Origin of the sequence: Nocardioides sp. NPDC057767, from assembly GCF_042798275.1 — a bacterium.
In the GTDB taxonomy this organism is placed as follows: Bacteria; Actinomycetota; Actinomycetes; order Propionibacteriales; family Nocardioidaceae; genus Nocardioides.
On sequence record NZ_JBHVKJ010000033.1, the window covers coordinates 1 to 19340 of the forward strand.

Sequence of the window (19340 nt, forward strand, 5' to 3'; positions counted from 1 at the left end):
CCACCGAGAGCGAGTAGGCGATCGGGGCCTCGTCGAAGCGGGTGATGACCTGCACCAGCGACCGGGCGCCCGCTGCGAGCGCGAAGATCGCGTAGACCGTCAGCAGCACCAGATGCGGACCGGAACGGGTCTTGGCGGGAGCGGTCTCGGTCACCGGACCATCATGACGCGTACGGCCACGACGCCCGTCGCCAGGGCCGCCGCCGCGATCACGCCCGAGGACCAGGGCGAGCGGTCCTCGCGCATCGTCTGCAGGGCCAGCGGCATCAGGCAGACGAGCGCGCCCAGGTAGCCCAGGAAGGTCGACAGCGACTCCGGCTTGCGCCCAGCCGACCAGCCCGCCAGCGCGCCGATCGCGAGCACGACCGCGAGGATCTCGAGCATCCACGCCAGCTGGTCCAGCCACCGCGGGCGCGGAGCCTTCAGGACGAGGCCGACAACGGCCGCGATCGTCACGAACGCGGCGTACGCCGCCACGATGATTCCGATCGGAGTCAGGGCGTCCACGTGCCAATATTCTCTGATGACCTCCGTCGTTCCCGATTCGGGGCTCGTCGCCCGCCTCCGCGCCGCCGGCTGCGTCTTCGCCGAGGAGGAGGCGGCCCTCCTCGAGGCGGAGCCCGTCTCGCCGCAGGAGCGAGAGGCGATGGTCGTACGCCGCCTGGCCGGTGAGCCGCTGGAGCTCATCCTGGGCTGGGCCGAGTTCTGCGGGCTCCGGATCGGGGTCGCACCTGGGGTGTTCGTGCCCCGGCAGCGCTCCGGTCTGGTGGTCGAGCTTGTCGAGACCACCCTCCGAGGAACCGTCGCTCCGAAGGTTCTCGACGTCTGCTGCGGCACCGGCGCCCTCGGCGCGGCCGTCGCGGTACGACGGCCGGACGTACGGATGTGGGCCACCGACATCGACCCGGCCGCGGTGGAGTGTGCTCGGGCGAATCTCTCCTCCGGGGGACAGGTGCTCCTCGGCGACCTCTTCGACCCGCTCCCCCACGGCCTCGCGTTCGACGTGATCGTGGCCAACGCTCCTTATGTGCCGAGCGACCAGATCCGGAACATGCCGCCCGAGGCGCGCGACCACGAGCACCACGTGGCCCTCGACGGCGGCGCGGACGGACTCGACGTCCAGCGGCGCGTGATCGAGCAGGCGCCGAAGCATCTGGCGCCCGGCGGCGTACTCGTCATCGAGGCCGGCCAGGAGCAGGCGCCCGTCACCGCGAGCCTGATGCGGACGCAGGGACTGGTCGCCGAGATCCATCACGACGAGGAGCTCTACGCGACCGCGGTGGCCGGAAGATCCTGCTGAGACATTCCACAAAAGCGAGGCGTCCCTCTGATTGCACACCACCCCCGCGGTGTGCATTCAGAGGGACCGCCACCTCGAGAGGTCGTCCACCCCCCACCGGTGGACGACCTTCTCGCCGATGAAACGGGCCAGCCCCGGACCCATGACGCGGGTTGGGAAGAATTTTTTCGGGAATCCCGTCAGACTTTCGATATGCAGGCTTACGGTCTGACCCATCTGGTGCCGTTGTCCCTGCTCACAGCGGGGATCGTGGCCGTGGTCTGGCTGGGCAGGCGCCAGCGGAACGACCCGAATCCGTCGCGATTCTCCCGAGGATTCGCGCTCGCGATCCCGCTGACGACCATCCCGTTGCAGGCCCACGAGTGGGTCACCGACTTCGACCTCTTCATCGATCTGCCGATCCATCTGTGCGACCTGGCGTGGATGGCGGCGGCATTCGCGCTGTGGACCCACCATCCCTACCCGACCGCGCTGACCTGCTTCTGGGGTCTCACGCTGACCACCCAGGGCGTGTTCACCCCGGACGTGAGGGACTTCCCGGAGGTCAGCTACATCACCTTCTGGGCGATGCACCTGGTGGTCGTGCTCGCCGCGGTCTACCTGGTCTTCGGGCTCAAGCTGCTCCCACGCTGGCGGGACTACGGCTGGGCGGTCGCGACCACGGCGGCGTGGGCCGCGGCGGCGTACGTCCTCAATCTCGTCCTCGACGCCAACTACGGCTATCTGCGCTACAAGCCGCCGTCGAGCTCACTGCTCGACGTGCTCGGGCCGTGGCCGGTCTACATCCTCAACGAGATCCTGCTCATCGCGGGCATGTGGGCGCTGGTCACCCTCGGGATGCGGGTCTGGGCCCGTCAGGACGGGTCGACGAGGACGCCGGTGCGCTCGTAGTCGGCGAGGGCGGAGGCGTACGGAGCCAGGTCGATGCCCTTCTCGCTCACCCAGCCGTCGTCGTAGTAGGACGAGCGGTAGCGCTCGCCGGAGTCGCACAGCAGCGAGACGACGCTGCCCTGCGCGCCGGTCTCCACCATCTCGCGTACGACACCCAGCGATGCCCACACGTTGGTGCCCGTCGAGGGGCCCACCGAGCGGCCCATCCGGTCGGAGAGCCAGCGCATCGTCGCGATCGAGGCGGCGTCGGGGACCTGGACCATGTCGTCGACGACGCCGCCGACGAAGGACGGCTCGACCCGCGGTCGGCCGATCCCTTCGATGCGCGACGGCATCCCGGTGGCGTAGTCGGAGGTGTCCATCTCCCAGCCGCCGTAGAAGGCGGAGTTCTCCGGGTCGGCGACCATCAGCTTGGTGGGGTGGCGGCGGTAGTGGAGGTAGCGGCCGATCGTCGCCGAGGTGCCGCCGGTGCCGGCCGAGACGACGATCCAGGTCGGCACCGGGTGCCGCTCCTTCGACATCTGGTCGAAGATCGACTCGGCGATGTTGTTGTTGCCGCGCCAGTCGGTGGCCCGCTCGGCGTAGGTGAACTGGTCCATGTAGTGGCCACCGCACTCGCGGGCGAGACGCTCGGCCTCGGCGTACATGTCGGGGGCACGGTCGACGAAATGACACGTGCCGCCGTACCACTCGATCAGCGCCACCTTCTCCTTCGACGTCGAGCGCGGCATCACCGCGACGAACGGGAGGCCGAGGAGCCGGGAGAAGTACGCCTCGGAGACCGCCGTCGACCCCGAGGACGCCTCCACGACCGTCGCGCCCTCGTGCAGCCAGCCGTTGCAGACCGCGTACAGGAACAGCGACCTGGCCAGGCGGTGTTTCAGCGAGCCGGTGGGGTGGACGGACTCGTCCTTCAGGTAGAGGTCGATGCCCGGGCATCCCGGCAGCGGGACGACATGCAGATGGGTGTCGGCGGAGCGCTGCGCGTCGGCCTCGACGCGGCGTACGGCTTCGTCGATCCAGGCGCGATGGGAGTCAGAGAGGCGTGGCACCGGCCGAGCGTAACTCCACCCTGATCTGTCCTCGGCATGTGCGGTGAGCCACAATGGCGGGACCGAAACACGATCGGGTCCGCAGTGAAGTTGCCCACAAGTTAGACCGATCTAAGGACCCCGATTAACCATTGCGGCCTCAAAAGCGAGACAAAAGACCTGTGGACGAACCTCTTGACGTAGTGCTGATCGGTGGCGGCATCATGAGCGCCACCCTGGGCGTGCTCCTGCAGGAGCTGGAGCCCAGCTGGTCCATCAAGATGATCGAACGGCTCGACTCGCCCGCCGCTGAGTCCTCCGGCCCGTGGAACAACGCCGGCACCGGCCACTCCGCGCTCTGCGAGCTCAACTACAGCCCGCAGCAGGCCGACGGCTCGGTCGACATCTCCAAGGCCGTCACCGTCAACGAGCAGTTCCAGCTCTCCCGTCAGCTGTGGTCCTTCCTGGTCGAGAACGGCCGGATCCCGGACCCCGACAAGTTCATCCACACCGTCCCGCACATGTCGTTCGTGTGGGGCGCGGACAACGTCGAATACCTCCGCAAGCGCCACGAGGCGCTCTCGGAGCACCCGCTCTTCGCCGGGATGGAGTTCTCCACCGACCCCGAGGTCATCCGGGGCTGGGCTCCGCTGCTGCTCGAGGGCCGCTCGGCCAAGTCGCTGGCCGACGAACCCGTCGCGGCCACCTGGACCAACGCCGGCACCGACGTCGACTTCGGCTCGCTCACCTCGATGCTGACCCGCACCCTGGTGGACAAGGGCGCCGACCTGGAGACCGGGTCCGAGGTCACCGACCTGCACCAGACCATGGACGGCTTCTGGCACATCTACGGCCGCAACGGGTCCGGGAAGTACCACCTGCGTTCGCGCTTCGTCTTCGTCGGCGCCGGCGGCTACGCGCTGCCGCTGCTGCAGAAGGCCGGGATCCAGGAGATCCGCGGCTTCGGTGGCTTCCCCGTCTCCGGTGAGTTCCTGCGTACGTCCAAGCCGGAGCTCGTCGCCCAGCACCGCGCCAAGGCCTACGGCAAGGCCGCCGTCGGCGCTCCGCCGATGTCGGTGCCCCACCTCGACACCCGTTACGTCGAGGGCAAGACCCACCTGATGTTCGGTCCGTACGCCGGTTGGAGCCCGCGCTTCCTCAAGACCGGGTCGCTCACCGACCTGTTCCTCTCCGTGCGGCCCCACAACCTGCTGCCGATGCTGCGCGCCGGGCTGACCAACATGGACCTCACCGTCTACCTGGTCAAGGAGCTGCTGCGCTCCCCGCGCAAGAAGTTCGACGACCTCCTCGACTTCTTCCCCGCCGCGGACCGCAAGGACTGGGAGCGGATCATCGCCGGCCAGCGGGTGCAGGTCATCCGCCCCGACGGTGTGCTGCAGTTCGGCACCGAGGTCATCACCGCCGAGGACGGCACCATCGCCGGTCTGCTGGGTGCCTCGCCCGGCGCCTCGACCGCCCCCGGGATCATGGTCAACGTCCTGCGTCGCTGCTTCCCCGACCGCTGGGACTCCTGGCAGCCGCAGCTCAAGGCGATGATCCCGGCCACCGGTGCCGAGCTCAGCGCCGACCCCGAGCTCGCCGCCGAGACCTTCGCGCGCACGGACCGCCAGCTCCACCTCGGGTAGCCGGCAGCCGAATCTGCAGTTGTGGGCGGCGAAACGGAAGTTTCGTCGCCCACAACCGATTTCTCGGCCGCCAGAACTACCTAGTCGGCGGTGAGGTGGGCGGCGACCGCTGCGGCCTGGACCCGGATCTCGGGGATGGCGGTGGCCTCGTAGAGCGCGCCCTTGCAGGGCGGGCCGACGGTCAGAAGACCAGGTACGACGCACCCGTCCGCTCCGAGGACCCGGCCGTCCTCGGTGACGTCGATGCCGAGACGGAGGGGGTCGGGGGCGATCAGGCCGCGCTTCTGGAGCGCGAGCAGGAGCGGGTTGTCGGTGCGGGTGATGTCGGGTGAGGGGCCGGTGCAGTTGACCACCGCGGTGACCTCGCGGTCACCGTCGGCGAGCGTGACGACCGGCTGCTCGGCGCCGTCCACCCGGCAGCCGAGCACCCCGCCGCCGAGGATCTCCAGTCGTCCCTCGGCCTGGTAGGTGTCGAGGAGGGCCGCGATGCGCGGGGCCATGCGGTGGCGGCGTACCTCCCACTCGCGGGCGTAGACCTCGCGGAAGCGACGGCGCTCCGGCTCGGGGAGTCGACGCCAGATCGACTGGGTCGGACCGCGCAGGCCGTCGATGACCGCACGCCAGTCGACGCCGAGTCCGGCCGCGTGCTCGATCTGGTCGCGGACGAGGCCGGCGATGCCGTCAGCGGTCAGCGGGCCGTCGGGGATCGGGGTCACCCAGGAGGTGAACTGGTCGTCGACGTGGGGGTTGGGCACCAGGCCGTGGCGGCTCACCATGATCACCCGGCGGGACGCGGAGTCGTCGAGGAGCGTGACCGTCGTGTCGACGGCGGTCAGACCGGTGCCGACGACGAGCACGGTCGCGTCGTCGGGCAGGGCGCTGATCCGCTCCACGTCCCAGGGGTCCGACAGGTTCCACGGTGCCTCGGGCAGTCCGACGAGGGGCTGGGGCGGCGGGTTGCCGTAGGCGAGGACGACGGCGTCCACGGCATGGCCCTGGTCATCGTCGCTGGTCAGCATCCGGAAACCAGCACCGACCGGCTCCACGTCGATGACCGTCTCGCCCACCGTCTCCAGCTTCCCCGGACCGGTCTCGGCGGCGCCGGCGAGCCGGTCGCGCAGGTAGCGGGAGTAGTCGCGTCGGGGCAGGAAGTCGATCGGGCCGAGCTCGATCCCGACCTCCGCCGCCCAGTCCAGCAGGTCGTCACGATCGTCGGGAAAGCCCGACATGTTGTTGGCCCGGACGTTGAGGAGATGGCGAGCGTCGGTGGTCGAGTAGGCCACCCCGCAGCCGGCCTCTCCCCGCGCTTCGAACAGCACCACGGACGCGCCCCGGCGGAGGAGGTTGATCGCGGTCAGCGTGCCGCTGGCTCCGCCTCCGACGATCGCCACCCTCGGTGTGGTGGGCGGCGTGGGCGGCGCGGCATCTGTCGTCACCCCGACAGGGTAACGGCGTTAACCAGGCTTTGTTCACCTGGTTACTGGTCTTACCAGAATGATCGCACAAATCTATTTGCAAAGATCTCTTTGCGGTCTACCGTGGACTCATGGCAGCACGCGAGATCGTTCCCGGAGTCGACCAGCTCAAGGCCCTCACCCACCCCGTGCGCGTCCGCATGCTCGGGATCCTCCGCGTCGACGGCCCGGCGACGGCGACCACCCTGGCCGCGCGGCTCGGTATCAACAGCGGCGCGACGTCCTACCACCTCCGACAGCTCGCGCAGCACGGGTTCATCGAGGACGACGAGAGCCGCGGCAACGCCCGGGAGCGCTGGTGGAAGGCGGCCCATCAGGCGACCGTCACCGGCGACCGGGACGTGCCCGACACCCCGGAGGGTCAGGAGACCCTCGATGCGTACCTGCAGACGGTCGTCACCATCTACGCGCAGCGCCTCCAGGAGGCGATCGAGGAGCGCGCGGTGCTCCCGAAGGAGTGGCGCGAGGCGTTCGGCCTCAACGACCGGGTCGTGCGCCTCACCCCGAGCCAGGTGTCCCGGGTGGAGGCGCAGGTCAACAAGATCATCGACGACCTCGAGGAAGAGCCCGCGGGCGAGGCTGTGATGTTCCAGTTCCACGTCTTCCCGCTTCCCGGACACCTCGGCGACCAGGAGAGATAGACCCCATGAAGCTCCCCCTCTACGGCTGGCTCGCCGCCGAGACCATCTCGTTGGTCGGCACGCGCGTCTCGATGCTGGCGCTGCCCTGGTTCGTGCTCGAGACGACCGGCAGCCCCGCCAAGGCCGGCCTGATCGCGCTCTTCGAGATGACCCCGCTGGTCCTCAGCAAGATCTTCGGCGGCCCGGTCATCGACCGCATCGGCCCGCGCCGCGTCGCGATCTCCTGCGACCTCGGCTCGGCCGTCGTGGTCGGCCTCATCCCTCTGCTGTACGCAGCCGGCCTGCTGCACTTCCCGATCCTGCTGGCCCTCGTCGCCCTCGCCGGCTCGATGCGCGGCCCCGGTGACTCGGCGAAGTCGTCGATGATCCCACAGTTGGTCGAGGTGGCCGGCGTGCCGACGGAGCGGGCGACCGGGCTCCACTCGTTCGTCGAGCGCACCGCCTCCATGCTCGGCGCTGCCGCGGCAGGCCTGCTGATCGGCGTGGTCGGCGCGACCAACGCGATCGTGATCGATGCCGCCTCGTTCGCGCTCGGTGCCGTGGTGCTCGCGGTGACGACCACCGGGCTGACGCGCCTCCGAGCCCCAGAACCCGCCGAAGCATCCGAGGACCCCGACTCCTACCGCGCCCAGCTCGCCGAGGGCTGGCACTTCCTCCGCCGCGACCGGGTGCTCCTGGGGATGGCGTTCATGGTCGCGCTGACCAACCTGATCGATCTGGCCTGGAGCAGCGTGCTGATGCCGGTCTGGGGTCAGCAGCACGCCGGCCCGGAGACGATCGGGCTGCTGTTCGCGACCTTCTCCGGCTTCTCCGCGGTGGGATCGGCCGTGGCGGCGGCCATCGGGGACCGGATGCGGCGCTACCCGACGTACCTGGTCTGCTTCCTCGTCACCGGGATCCCGCGGTTCCTGGTGATCGCCTTCGGAGCACCGTTGTGGGTGGTGTTCGTGGTGTTCGCGATCGGCGGGACCACCAGTGGCTTCATCAACCCCATCCTCGGGGCGCTCCAGTTCGAGCGGATCCCCGCCCACGTGCTCGGCCGGGTGATGTCGCTGATCTCGGCCTTCGCCTGGGGGCTGATGCCGCTCGGCGGGCTGCTCGGCGGCGGCCTGGTCACCGCGTTCGGTCTGACCACGGCCCTGGTGGCCTGCGGGATCGCCTACTTCCTGGTCACGATGTTCCCGGCCATCGACCCGACCTGGAAGCAGATCGAGCGGCGCCAGGAGCCGGCGGCTAGCAGGCTTCCCGCAGCCGCGGGATCCTAGGGATCCCGCCGAGCCGCTTGTGGTAGCGGACCTGGGCGGAGTAGTCCTCCAGGAGCGTCCACAGCGCCTTGTGAGCCGGCCACGGAATGGCCTCGCCGGGAGCGGCCCACGTCGAGCCGAAGCCGATCCAGACCGGGACCCAGTCCTTGGCGCAGTCCCACTCGCCGCGCTTGGACATCAGCAGCTTGTTGCGGATCTGGAACGCGAGCCGCTGCCCGTCCTTCACGATCGGCGCCGCGCACACCCGCCACAGCGGCATGTCGAGCGACATCAGCTCGATCTCGATGTCGCCGAGAACGCGCGGATCCACCAGGACCGTAGCGACGTTCTCATGCGGGCGCCTCATGAACATCACGCTAGCGGCGAGCGCCGACATTCGCGGCCGATCCGCCAGGAGCGAACATCGCGACCCGATTCGCCACCCCGCCGGACAGGGCGTACGCAGCGGGCCTATCATCCTCCCCAACTCGATCGGGCAGGGAGGCCCGAGGGAGGATCGAGGAAGGACCCCAGGTTGGCATCCCCGAGGCAGCCCAGAACGGGCGAAGAAGCCGAGAAACGCGCCGCGGAGCATCTGCATTCCCTCGGCTGGCCCGACGCCGCCCCCTCGGGCAGCACCGCGGCCGCCGACGTCGACATCATCGGCGGCCGGCCCGACAACGTCATCGTCGCGCAGGTCGTGCTCACCCGCGCAGCGACCGACGCCCGCAGCGTCTGTGCCGTACGCGGCGCGGGCTACGCCTACGACGCTCGGACCGTCGCGCTGTACAGCCGAGCCGGCTACACCTCGGACGCGGTCGAGTGGGCCGACAAGGTCCGGGTCGCGCTGTTCGAGTTCACCTCCGACGGCTCGATCCGCCCGCACGGGAAGCACGCCGCCGAGCTGGTCACCACGGCCACCGCTCCGGCGCCGCCGGCCATCGGCCGGGCACCCGAGCCGCTGCCCGGACGCCACATCGATCCCACCCGCACCGGAGGCTTCAGCTTCACCGCGAAGATCCCCGCGATCAGGCCACGCCGGAGGGCGACGGAGAAGACCTCCGACCAGATCGCTCCGGACGTCACTCCGGACGTCGCTCCGGACGTAGACCCTGGCGCAGATCTTGGCGTCGCTCCGGACGCGACTGCGCCGACCGTCGAGAAGATCGCCGGCCCGATGACCGGCCAGATCCCGGCGTACTCGACCACCTACATCGTCCCGAACACGACGTCGACCAGCTACGTCGTCGCGAGCGTCCCGTCGACCATGAGCATCCCCAAAGCGCCCACCCCGCCCCCAGGCGAGCGGTGGGTCCCGGACGGGCTCGGCCCGATCCTGGACGCGATCGCACGGGCCTCGCAGCTGCCCGTGGTGCTCGTCCTCGGCTCGGACCAGCGGGCCGAGTGGGTGCGCCAGACCTTCCAGGTCGCCACGATCACGGTCACCGACGAGAGCGTGCTGCCGATGCTGCTCTCCCTGGTGACGGGCCGGGAGTCTCAGTACGCCAGCGGCGAGTCCTATCACAAGGTCGACGGCCTCAAGCCCCAGGGCGAGCGGGCGCTGGAGTCCTGGCGGGCCTGGGCGGCCTACGACCGCGCGATGGCCAACTACCGCCGCGCGGTCTGACAGTCCTGACAGTTCTGACAGTCCGGCCCGGCAAGGTATTACCGATCGGTGACGGATGAGTCGCATGCTGTCGCCGTGGACGCGGCGCTGGCACAGTGAAGCCATGACTGCGTCGGACATGGGACAGACACCTCGCGCCGAGGTCGGGGTCATCGGCGGGACCGGGCTCTACGAGTTCGTGAGGGATGCCGAGGAGGTGGTCGTCGAGACGCCCTACGGTGCGCCGTCGGCGCCGATCACGGTCGGCACCGTCGCCGGCCGGTCGGTGGCGTTCGTGCCCCGACACGGCCGCTCGCACGAGTATCCGCCGCATGCCATCCCTTACCGCGCCAACCTCTGGGCCCTGCGGTCGCTCGGGGTGAGCCAGGTGCTCTCCCCCAGCGCCGTCGGCGGCCTCCGGTCCGAGGTCGCGCCCGGCGACCTGGTCACCCCTGATCAGATGGTCGACCGCACCTGGCGGCGGATCCCCAGCTTCGTCGAGACGGGTGCCACCCACGTACCGCTCGCCGATCCCTACTGTGCGCGCATCGCCAAGGCCTACGCGGCCGCCGACCCGTCCGTGAAGACCGGCGGCACGCTGATCATCATCGAGGGGCCGCGGTTCTCGACGCGCGCCGAGTCGATCCACCATGCGGCCCAGGGCTGGACGCTGGTCGGGATGACCGGCGCCCCGGAAGCGGCGCTCGCCCGGGAGCTGCGGATGTGCTACGCGCCGTTGTGCCTGGTCACCGACATGGACGCCGGTGCCGCCGAGGGCGAGGGCGTCGACGAGGACGACGTCTACGCGCTCTTCGCCGAGAACCTGGAGCGGATGCGCACCATCCTGACCGACACGATCGCCGGTCTCCCCGACCCGGGCGGGTGCTCGTGCTCGACCTGGGCCGAGGGCAAGCAGCTCGCCTACGAGATCCCATGAGGGTCCTGCTCACCGGCTCGGCCGGCTTCATCGGCACCGCCATCGGCCGGGTCCTGGAGGAGACCGGCCACGAGGTCGTACGTGTCGATGCGCTGCTCCCGATGGCGCACGGCCCCGGCGCCGAAGCCCCGCCCGGCACCCACCTGCTCGACGTACGCGACGCCGACGGGTGGGGCGATCTGCTGGACGGCGTCGACGCGGTGTGCCACCAGGCTGCCGTCGTCGGGGCCGGGGTGACGGTGGCCGACCTCCCGCTGTACGCAGCCCACAACGACCTCGGCACCGCGGCGCTCCTGGCGGCGATGAGCGCGCATCAGGTGTCCCGGCTGGTGCTGGCCTCGTCGATGGTCGTCTACGGCGAGGGCCGCTACGTCTGCGAGACCCATGGCGACCGGGTGCCGCCCCCGCGCTCACGCGCTGCGCTCGACGCCGGCGACTTCGAGAACCACTGCGACGTCTGCGGCGGCGCGCTGGCCTGGGCGACGGTGGCCGAGTCGGCGCGGCTCGACCCCCGCAGCTCGTACGCAGCCAGCAAGGTCGCCCAGGAGCACTATGCCTCCGCGTGGGCCCGTCAGGCGGACGCGACCGCGATCGCGCTGCGCTACCACAACGTCTACGGGCCTCAGATGCCTGCCGACACGCCCTACTCCGGTGTGGCCGCGATCTTCCGGTCCTCGCTGGCGCGGGGCGAGGCGCCGCAGGTGTTCGAGGACGGCGGCCAGCAGCGCGACTTCATCCACGTCGACGACGTGGCCCGCGCCAACCTGGCGGCACTGGAGGCGACCGCCGAGCGGTCAGCCGGCGCACTGGCGGCCTACAACGTCGCCTCCGGGCACCCGATCACGATCAGCGAGGTGGCGGCGCTGGTCGCGCGCGGCACCGGCCAGTCCGAGTTGGCGCCGGTGGTCACCGGGCGCTACCGGATCGGCGACGTACGCCATGTCGTCGCCTCCCCGCAGCTGGCGGAGAAGGAGCTCGGCTTCCGTGCCGAGGTGCTGCCTGAGGTCGGTCTGCCGGCGTTCGCGACCGCACCGCTGCGACTGCCGGCGGGGTGAGTCACCAGCTGGTGTGCAACAGATGCTCGACGAGCAGCGCGGTGACCAGCTGGAGCGCGAGGCCCGGGCGTCGCCACCGCTCGGGCAGGAGCGCGCAGCCGAGGGTGAGCCAGGGCATGAACGGCAGCCAGATCCGTTCGACCTCGGCCCGGCTCATCTGCGAGGCGTCGGCCAGGACGACCATGATCAGCGCCGCGGCGACCAGGACCACGATCACCCGGTCCTCGAGGATGTGCCGGGAGGCCCAGGTGGCGCCGATCCCGGCGCCGACGAGCGGGCCGGCACTGATCGCGAGCGCGGCCAGGTTTCCCCAGGTCCAGTAGGCGCCGGGGCGCTGACTGGCGAGACCGTCCCAGTAGCGGTCGACCAGCACCGGGTAGGCCTCCCACCAGGCGAAGCCACCCGTGGCGAAGACCAGGACCACCCCGAGCGCCGAGACGGCGGCGACCGGAAGCACCCACCAGCCCCGGGACCATCCCCACCGCCGGCCGCTGCCCAGCCAGAGCACCGCGAGCGCGAGCACGCCGACCAGCGGGAGGCCGTACGACATCATCACCAGGTAGCCGAGGAGCAGCCCCGCGGCGACCGCCCACGGCCAGCCGCGACGGGGGCCGCCCCGACAGGCGAGGGCCAGGCAGCACATCCCCCAGGCGGCGGTCGCCGCCATCACCGCGTCGGCGGAGACGGCGAGGAACACGGCCGACGGGGTGAGGACGAGATAGGGCGCGGCCGCGCGAGCACCGGACTCGCTGCCGAGGACGCGGACCGTCGTCATGACCGCGAGCGGCAGGGTCGCGGCGATCACCGTCACGACCAGCCCGGCGGCCAGGTCGCCGCCGAGGCCCACCTTCACCAGGAGCACGAAGAAGAGGACCATCCCGGGCGGATGCCCGGCGATGTGGACCGGCCAGTTGCCGGCGGGCGCGTCGTACGGGATCCGGGCGACGTACTCCCGCAGCAGGCCGCCCACGTCGTCCACCGCCCGGGCGGTGCCGAGGTACTCGGACCGGCTCCCGAGCACCCCGGAGATGCCCTCGGTGCCGTCCACGAGCGCCAGCGAGAGCAGCCACACCAGCACGACGGCGTACGCCACCACGAGCAGGCGCCGCCACGGGAGCCGGGTCGCGACCGGGTCGGCCCAGCGCAACGACGCGAGGGCGAGCAGGATCGCAAAGACCGTGCCGATCCCCGCCTTGACCTCGGGAAAACCGTGGAGCGGCGGGAACGTGCCGTCCTCGATGTGTACGCGGGTCCACACCTGCCAGCCGAGGAGCGGCGGCGCGGCGACGGCCGCGGCCACGAGGGTCAGCGTGGCGAGGAGCCCCACCAGGGCAGCACGGTGAGCTGAGGAGTTCACGACTGCGAGCGTAGGTGGGTGGAGCGCCGGTCGACGCCACGCAACGGCCACGTCATCGGACCGTAAGATCTGCCCGCCCCATCGGGGGCGACGCGTTCCTAGAGTCGGTTCCATGGCCCAGAACCGCCCCGAGACCGACCTCGTGCTGCCCTGCCGCGACGAGGCCGCCGCCCTGCGTGAGCTGTTGCCACGCGTGCCGGCGGAGCTGTCCGTGATCGTCGTCGACAACGGTTCGACCGACGGCACCGCCGACGTCGCCCGCGAGCTGGGGGCGCGGGTGGTGTCGGAGTCGCGGCCCGGATACGGGGCGGCGGTGCACGCCGGTCTGCTGGCCGCCACCGCCCCCTACGTCGTGGTGATGGACGGCGACGGCTCCTTCGATCCCGAGGCCGCCCTGCCGCTGGTCGAGACGATCAGGCGTGACGAGGCCGACCTGGCGCTGGGCTGCCGCCGCCCGGTGACGCCGGGCGCCCAGCCCTGGCACGCCCGGGTCGGCAACCGGATCGTCCTGGGCGCGCTGCGGCGGCGTACCGGTCTTCGGGTGCGCGACATCGCGCCGCTGCGCGCGGCCCGCCGCGAGGCGCTGCTCGGGCTCGGCGTGGAGGACCGGCGCTCCGGCTACCCGGTCGAGCTGCTCGACCGCGCGGCCCGGGCCGGCTGGCGGGTGCACGAGGTCGACGTCGACTACCACCCGCGGACCGCCGGCACCCGCTCCAAGGTCTCCGGCTCGGTGCGGGGCAGCCTGCGGGCGGCGTACGACTTCTGGAAGGTGCTCGCATGACGCACCCGACGCTGCTCCTGGTGGCCAAGGCACCCGTCCCCGGGCTGGTGAAGACCCGGCTCGCCGCCGAGATCGGGGAAGAGGCCGCGACCGCCGTCGCGGCGGCCGCGCTGCTCGACACGATCGAGGCCTGCGCGCTGGCGGTGGGGACGGACCGGTGCCGGCTGTCCCTCTCCGGAGACGTCTCCGCGGGATTCCGGGCGGACGAGATCGCGGCGGCGATCGCCGGCTGGACCGTCACCCCGCAGCGCGGCGACGGACTCGGCGAGAGGCTGGCGAACGCCCACGCCGATGTCGCCGGACCCGTGGTGCAGATCGGGATGGACACCCCGCAGGTGACGCCGGCGCGTCTGCTGGCCGTGGCCGCAGGACTGGATGCGGCCGACGCCGTGCTCGCCCCGGCCGAGGACGGCGGCTGGTGGGCCCTGGCGCTCCGCGACCCCTCCACCGCCGCGGCACTGCGCGACGTCCCCATGTCCACCCCCCAGACGTACGCAGCCACCCGCTCCGCCCTCGAAGCACTGGGTCTTCGCGTCGCTGCCGGTGAGCGGCTTCGCGACGTCGACCACCTCGCCGATGTCGAACCCGTCGCCGCAGCCGCCCCCGGGACCCGCTTCGCCGCGGCCGCCGCGGAGATCGCCGCCGAGATCGCCCGGGTGACCCGATGACGGCGGCGTTGGCGGAGTCGGCGTTCGGGCACGCCTTCGCCAGCGAGCGGTGCCGGGTGGTGAGCGTCGACGGCAGGGCCTCGAGGCTTCCCGTCGAGGACTGGACCCGCACCGCCGACGCGGCGGACCTCGCGCTGCTCTCCTACTGCGCCGGGCCGACGATCGACCTCGGCTGCGGTCCCGGCAGGATGACCGCCGCGCTCACCGCTCGGGGTCTGCCGTCGCTCGGCGTCGACGTCGTCCCGGAGGCCGTCGCCGAGACCGAGGCGCGCGGTGGTCGCGCGGTGTGCCGCGACGTCTTCGAACCCCTCCCGGGCGAAGGGTGGTGGGCGACTGCTCTCCTCGCCGACGGCAACCTCGGGATCGGCGGCGACCCGCTGGCTCTCCTCGCCCGCGTACGCCGACTGCTGGTCCCCGGCGGCCGGGTGGTCGCGGAGGTGCATCCGCCGGGCACGCCGAGCGGGCCGCTGCTCGCGGAGCTGGTCTGCGACTGCGGCGGCTCCTCGCAGTTCCCGTGGGCGACCGTCGGCGCCGACGCGATCCGGTCGATCGCGACCGAGGCCGGTCTCGCGGTCACCCGGCTGGCGCCGCTCCCGCAGGTCGGCCCGGCCGAGCCCCGGCCCCCGGTCCGCGCCCGGGCGCTGACGCCCGGCGGTGAGCGCTGGGTGGCCGTCCTCGTGGAGGAGACGTCATGAGGATCCCGGCCGAGGACTCGTTCACCTCGCGCCTACGCAGCGCCGCGGTCGCCGCCCGGGTGGGACTGTGGCTCGGCATCTGCTTCGTGGTCGCGCTCGCGACCGGGCTGATCAGCCACTACGCCCAGGGCGACAGTCAGCCGGTGCCGCTGCCGACGAGCCCGTCGTGGCTCTACCAGGTCACCCAGGGCCTGCACGTCGTCGCCGGCACCGCCGCGATCCCGCTCCTGCTGGTCAAGCTGTGGGTCGTCTTCCCCAAGCTCTTCCAACCGGTGCCGCGGCAGGTCCGCGAGGCCCTGCCGACCGCACTGGAGCGCGGCTCGATCGCGATCCTGGTCAGCACCTCGCTGGTCCAGCTCACGACCGGACTGCTCAACGTCGCACAGTGGTATCCCTGGGGCTTCAGCTTCCGGGCCACCCACTACGCGCTCGCCTTCGTCGCCGTCGGGGCGCTGCTGGTGCACATCGCGGTGAAGCTGCCGATCATCCGCGACGCCCTGACGGGCGACGTCGACGACACCGCCCACGACCGGCCGAACGCGCGCCGAGCCGGACCGGTCAGCCGTCGTGGCGTACTGGTCCTGGCCGGCACCTCCGCCCTGGCCGCCGCCTTCCTCTACACCGCCGGCACCGTCCCCGGAGCCGGCCGGATCGCGGCCCTGTCCCCGAGGTCACGGAAGCACGGCATCCCGATCAACCGCACCGCCCACTCCGCCGGTGTCGTGGCCGAGGCGAGCAGCTCCGCCTACCGTCTCGAGCTCGTCCACGGGGCGACGTCCCGGGCCCTGTCCCGTCAGGACCTGGTCGCGATGCAACAGCGGACCTCCACCCTGCCGATCGCCTGCGTGGAGGGATGGAGCGCGACGGGCGAGTGGCGAGGCGTACGCCTGCGCGACCTGCTCGACCTGGTCGGCGCACCTCCGGGGCGGGACGTCAGGATCCGGTCGATCCAGACATTCAGCGCCTCCTCCGACACCGTGCTGCCGGCGAACTTCGCCGACGACGACCGGACCCTGATGGCGCTCGCGCTCGACGGCGAGACGCTCTCGATGGACCACGGCTACCCGGTCCGGCTCATCGCCCCCGACCGTCCCGGCGTCATGCAGACCAAGTGGGTGTCCCGGATCGAGGTGCAGGCATGAGAGGGGTACGCGGCGGGCTGATCGCCCTCGGCACGGTCGGGATGACGTACGGAGCCTGGCTGCTGCTGAGCCGGCAGGACATCGGCCAGATCGCCGAGGTCGCCATCTGGCTGGCGGCCGCGGTCGTGATCCACGACGGGATCCTGGCTCCGGCGGTGCTGGCGCTGGGGTGGCTCGGCGGCCGGCTGCTGCCGCGGGCGGTCGCCCAGGGCGCGGTGACGGTGCTGGTGCTGCTCGGACCGACCGTCCTGGTCGCGATCCCGGTCCTCGGCCGGTTCGGCGCGAAGCCGGACAACCCGACGCTGCTGGACCGCGACTACACCCTCGGGCTGCTGGGGTTCGCCGTTCTGTGCGTGTGTGCCGGTGTCGCGGTCGCGCTCGGCGAACTACGCTCGCGACAGCGGACCGTCGAGGAGGAGCAGAGCTGATGGCACGTGTGCTCGTGGTCGACGACGACCTCACCGTCCGTGAGGTGCTGGCGTCCTACCTGCGCGCGGGCTCGCACGACGTCGTCGAGGCCGGCGACGGCGAGCAGGCGCTCCGCGCGATGAGCGAGCGACCCGCCGACATCGTCGTCCTCGACCTGATGCTGCCCGGCATCGACGGGCTCGAGGTGTGCCGCCGTCTGCGCCAGGCGAGCGAGGTGCCCATCATCATGCTCACCGCGCTCGGCAGCGAGGCCGACCGGATCATGGGGCTCGAGCTCGGCGCCGACGACTACGTCGGCAAGCCGTTCAGCCCGCGGGAGCTGGTGCTCCGGGTCGACTCGGTGCTCAAGCGCACCGGCCACTCCGGCGAGGGCGGCGTGGTCTCGGACGGCCCGCTCGTGGTGGACGCCGACCGGCGGGTGGCCACGAACGCCGGGACGGAGCTGGCGCTGACCACGCGCGAGTTCGACCTGCTCCGCTACCTGATCGCTCACCCCGGCAAGGCCTTCACCCGGGAGGACCTGCTCGAGCACGTCTGGGGCTGGACGATCGGCGACCGCTCGACGGTCACGGTCCACGTACGCCGGCTGCGGGAGAAGATCGAGTCCGACCCGACCCGGCCGGAGCGGCTGGTCACGGTCTGGGGCGTCGGCTACCGCTGGGAGTCCGCGGAGGTGGGCACATGAAGTTTGCAGATGCTGCCCAGATCGCCCTCGTCGCCGCGGGCGCCGGTCTCGCCGTCGGCCTGGTCGGGCTCCTGGTCGCCTGGCTGACGCGACGATGGTCGATCCGCTGGCAGCTCACCCTCGCCGCCACGGTCGCCGTGCTGACCGTGTTCGGGGGCGTGCTCGCCGTCGCCTGGCTCATGTTCCTCTCCGGCCACGACCTGCTGGTCATCACCGTCGTCGCCTCGATCGCCGTGGTCGTGGCGATCCTGGTCGCGTTCGCCATCGGCTCCGCGATGGTCCGCTGGTCAGGCGCCGTCCAGCTGCAGGCCCGGCAGATGGCTCTCGGCGGGCACCAGGTGCCGTCGGAGAGCGGACCACGCGAGCTCCGGTCGCTGTCGGCCGAGCTCGCCGAGACGCAGCGGCGGCTCGAGGAGGCGAGCGCCCGGGAGGCGCGGCTCGAGGAGTCCCGCCGCGAGCTGATCTCGTGGGTCGCCCACGACCTGCGTACGCCGCTGGCCGGGCTGCGCGCGATGGCCGAGGCGCTCGAGGACGGGATCGCGGCCGACCCGCACCGCTACCACCAGCGCATCCGCGTCGAGGTCGAACGGCTGGCCCGGCTCGTGGACGACCTCTTCGAGCTCTCCCGGATCCAGGCCGGCGCCCTCACCCTGACGCCCGAGCCGGTCCTGCTCGGCGACCTGGTCAGCGAGGCGCTGGCCGGCGCCGACCCGGTGGCCAGGGAGCGGCGGGTGCGGCTCGGCGGCCAGGTCGAGGACGGCCTCGAGATCACCGCCGACCCGGCCAGCCTGTCCCGGGTCGTCTCCAACCTGCTGATGAACGCGATCCGCCACACCCCCGCCGACGGCACGGTCGAGGTCCGCTGCGAGACGGCCCCCGGAGACGTACGCAGCATCGACCTCAGCGTCAGCGACGGCTGCGGCGGCCTGGATCCCGGCGACATGGAGCGGGTCTTCGACCTCGGCTGGCAGGGCAGCCCCGCGCGTACCCCGGCCGTGCCCGAGGGCGCCGACGGCACCAGCGCTCAGGGCGCCGGGTTCGGCCTCGCCATCGTCAAGGGGCTGGTCGACGCCCACCGCGGCCGGGTCTGGGTGGAGAACCTTCCGGCCGCGACCGGCTGCCGGTTCCACGTGCGGCTGCCCGCCTAGGCCCGGGAGCCTTCCAGCTCGTCGACGAGCACGAGCCCGCGTTCGGCCCAGGCGACCGCTGCGCGCGCCTGGTCGATGAGGCCGTCGTAGGCGAAGACCTTGTAGCGCACGATCCGGTCCCACTGGCTCGCGTCGTAGTGCTCGAGCCGCCGGGCCAGCGTGGGGTGGCTGCGGTCGAGGAGCGTGGCGCGGGTGGCCTCGAGCATCGCCAGGTGCTCGGTCCAGTGGTCGCGGAACTGCTCCAGCTCGGCGCGCGCGGCGCCCGGCTCGGCCCACTCCAGGTAGGCCGCCTTGAGGTAGGCCGGCTCGCGCTGTCGGCGGATCTCGATGGGCGCGTCCATCCACTCCCGGAAGGCCTGCACCCCGGCCTCGGTGACGGCGTACTCCTTCTTCGTGCCCTTCTTGCCCCACGGCACGACCGACGACTCGAGCAGGCCGTCGCGCTCCATCCGGTTGAGCTCCGGGTAGATCTGCGAGTCGGGCGCGTGCCACACGTGGGCCACCGACTGGCTGAACTGCTTGGAGACGTCGTAGCCGGTCATCGGGCGCGAGGTGAGCAGCGCCAGCAGCGCGAATCTCAGCGACATCGTGACCCCCTCTCCGAGCCAG

21 protein-coding genes are annotated in these 19340 nt (G+C 71.6%); 15 read left to right on the top strand and 6 right to left on the bottom strand.

Annotated elements, in window-relative coordinates; translation table 11 throughout:
• Positions 1-150: 150 nt before the first annotated feature.
• Positions 151-507, bottom strand: coding sequence for a hypothetical protein (locus ACFVDI_RS17570; RefSeq protein WP_378907283.1), 357 nt, complete (start codon positions 505-507; stop codon positions 151-153).
• A 16-nt stretch (positions 508-523) separates the two neighbouring features.
• On the opposite strand from ACFVDI_RS17570, the gene ACFVDI_RS17575 reads away from it, so the two are divergent.
• Both ACFVDI_RS17575 and ACFVDI_RS17580 read left to right on the top strand, forming a co-directional pair.
• Positions 524-1300, top strand: coding sequence for a putative protein N(5)-glutamine methyltransferase (locus ACFVDI_RS17575; protein WP_378907285.1), 777 nt, complete (start codon positions 524-526; stop codon positions 1298-1300).
• Between the two features lie 192 nt (positions 1301-1492).
• Positions 1493-2191 (top strand): TIGR02206 family membrane protein, encoded by a 699-nt coding sequence (locus ACFVDI_RS17580; RefSeq protein WP_378907288.1) that lies wholly within the window; start codon positions 1493-1495, stop codon positions 2189-2191.
• On the opposite strand, the gene ACFVDI_RS17585 is transcribed toward ACFVDI_RS17580, so the two are convergent.
• The gene (locus ACFVDI_RS17585) at positions 2155-3243 is read right to left on the bottom strand and encodes a PLP-dependent cysteine synthase family protein (RefSeq protein WP_378907291.1); all 1089 of its coding nucleotides are present in this window, start codon (positions 3241-3243) and stop codon (positions 2155-2157) included. The genes ACFVDI_RS17580 and ACFVDI_RS17585 overlap by 37 nt on opposite strands.
• Before the next feature lie 161 nt (positions 3244-3404).
• On the opposite strand from ACFVDI_RS17585, the gene ACFVDI_RS17590 reads away from it, so the two are divergent.
• On the top strand, positions 3405-4868 hold the full coding sequence (locus tag ACFVDI_RS17590) for a malate:quinone oxidoreductase (RefSeq protein ID WP_378907294.1): 1464 nt from the start codon (positions 3405-3407) through the stop codon (positions 4866-4868).
• Between the two features lie 80 nt (positions 4869-4948).
• On the opposite strand, the gene ACFVDI_RS17595 is transcribed toward ACFVDI_RS17590, so the two are convergent.
• Complete coding sequence (locus tag ACFVDI_RS17595; protein WP_378907296.1) at positions 4949-6304, bottom strand: FAD/NAD(P)-binding protein; 1356 nt, start codon at positions 6302-6304, stop codon at positions 4949-4951.
• A 110-nt stretch (positions 6305-6414) separates the two neighbouring features.
• On the opposite strand from ACFVDI_RS17595, the gene ACFVDI_RS17600 reads away from it, so the two are divergent.
• Positions 6415-6984 carry an ArsR/SmtB family transcription factor gene (locus ACFVDI_RS17600; protein ID WP_378907298.1) on the top strand — a complete coding sequence of 190 codons (570 nt, stop codon included), beginning with the start codon at positions 6415-6417 and terminating at the stop codon, positions 6982-6984.
• A 5-nt stretch (positions 6985-6989) separates the two neighbouring features.
• Positions 6990-8249 carry an MFS transporter gene (locus tag ACFVDI_RS17605; protein ID WP_378907301.1) on the top strand — a complete coding sequence of 420 codons (1260 nt, stop codon included), beginning with the start codon at positions 6990-6992 and terminating at the stop codon, positions 8247-8249.
• Here ACFVDI_RS17605 and ACFVDI_RS17610 read toward each other — a convergent pair.
• On the bottom strand, positions 8218-8595 hold the full coding sequence (locus ACFVDI_RS17610; RefSeq protein WP_378907304.1) for a hypothetical protein: 378 nt from the start codon (positions 8593-8595) through the stop codon (positions 8218-8220). The two genes, ACFVDI_RS17605 and ACFVDI_RS17610, sit on opposite strands and share 32 nt — an antisense overlap.
• A 168-nt stretch (positions 8596-8763) precedes the next feature.
• On the opposite strand from ACFVDI_RS17610, the gene ACFVDI_RS17615 reads away from it, so the two are divergent.
• From ACFVDI_RS17615 to ACFVDI_RS17625, 3 genes are all read left to right on the top strand, one after another.
• On the top strand, positions 8764-9855 hold the full coding sequence (locus tag ACFVDI_RS17615; protein WP_378907307.1) for a restriction endonuclease: 1092 nt from the start codon (positions 8764-8766) through the stop codon (positions 9853-9855).
• 103 nt (positions 9856-9958) lie between these two features.
• Entirely contained in the window at positions 9959-10771 is an 813-nt protein-coding gene (locus tag ACFVDI_RS17620) for an S-methyl-5'-thioadenosine phosphorylase (protein WP_378907309.1), read from the top strand.
• The gene (locus tag ACFVDI_RS17625) at positions 10768-11826 is read left to right on the top strand and encodes an NAD-dependent epimerase/dehydratase family protein (RefSeq protein ID WP_378907312.1); all 1059 of its coding nucleotides are present in this window, start codon (positions 10768-10770) and stop codon (positions 11824-11826) included. Before ACFVDI_RS17620 ends, ACFVDI_RS17625 begins: the two co-directional genes overlap by 4 nt.
• Position 11827: 1 nt before the next feature.
• Here the strand turns inward: ACFVDI_RS17625 and ACFVDI_RS17630 are convergent, their stop codons facing one another.
• Positions 11828-13183, bottom strand: coding sequence for a hypothetical protein (locus ACFVDI_RS17630; protein WP_378907314.1), 1356 nt, complete (start codon positions 13181-13183; stop codon positions 11828-11830).
• A 112-nt stretch (positions 13184-13295) separates the two neighbouring features.
• Here ACFVDI_RS17630 and ACFVDI_RS17635 point away from each other — a divergent pair, with 112 nt between their 5' ends.
• Genes ACFVDI_RS17635 through ACFVDI_RS17665 form a run of 7 tightly spaced genes read left to right on the top strand, consistent with a single transcriptional unit; the run spans position 13296 to position 18731 of the window.
• Positions 13296-13964, top strand: a complete 669-nt coding sequence (locus ACFVDI_RS17635) for a glycosyltransferase family 2 protein (RefSeq protein WP_378907316.1) — start codon at positions 13296-13298, stop codon at positions 13962-13964.
• A complete protein-coding gene (locus ACFVDI_RS17640) occupies positions 13961-14632 on the top strand; it encodes a DUF2064 domain-containing protein (RefSeq protein WP_378907319.1) in 672 nt (223 codons plus the stop codon). The genes ACFVDI_RS17635 and ACFVDI_RS17640 overlap by 4 nt, the downstream gene beginning before the upstream one ends.
• Positions 14629-15327, top strand: a complete 699-nt coding sequence (locus ACFVDI_RS17645; protein WP_378907321.1) for a methyltransferase domain-containing protein — start codon at positions 14629-14631, stop codon at positions 15325-15327. The genes ACFVDI_RS17640 and ACFVDI_RS17645 overlap by 4 nt, the downstream gene beginning before the upstream one ends.
• On the top strand, positions 15324-16469 hold the full coding sequence (locus ACFVDI_RS17650; RefSeq protein WP_378907324.1) for a molybdopterin-dependent oxidoreductase: 1146 nt from the start codon (positions 15324-15326) through the stop codon (positions 16467-16469). Before ACFVDI_RS17645 ends, ACFVDI_RS17650 begins: the two co-directional genes overlap by 4 nt.
• Complete coding sequence (locus tag ACFVDI_RS17655) at positions 16466-16897, top strand: hypothetical protein (RefSeq protein ID WP_378907327.1); 432 nt, start codon at positions 16466-16468, stop codon at positions 16895-16897. The genes ACFVDI_RS17650 and ACFVDI_RS17655 overlap by 4 nt, the downstream gene beginning before the upstream one ends.
• Entirely contained in the window at positions 16897-17583 is a 687-nt protein-coding gene (locus ACFVDI_RS17660; protein ID WP_378907330.1) for a response regulator transcription factor, read from the top strand. The genes ACFVDI_RS17655 and ACFVDI_RS17660 overlap by 1 nt, the downstream gene beginning before the upstream one ends.
• Complete coding sequence (locus ACFVDI_RS17665; RefSeq protein ID WP_378907333.1) at positions 17580-18731, top strand: sensor histidine kinase; 1152 nt, start codon at positions 17580-17582, stop codon at positions 18729-18731. The genes ACFVDI_RS17660 and ACFVDI_RS17665 overlap by 4 nt, the downstream gene beginning before the upstream one ends.
• Here the strand turns inward: ACFVDI_RS17665 and ACFVDI_RS17670 are convergent.
• Positions 18728-19318 carry a PadR family transcriptional regulator gene (locus ACFVDI_RS17670; RefSeq protein WP_378907336.1) on the bottom strand — a complete coding sequence of 197 codons (591 nt, stop codon included), beginning with the start codon at positions 19316-19318 and terminating at the stop codon, positions 18728-18730. The two genes, ACFVDI_RS17665 and ACFVDI_RS17670, sit on opposite strands and share 4 nt — an antisense overlap.
• Between the last annotated feature and the right edge of the window lie 22 nt (positions 19319-19340).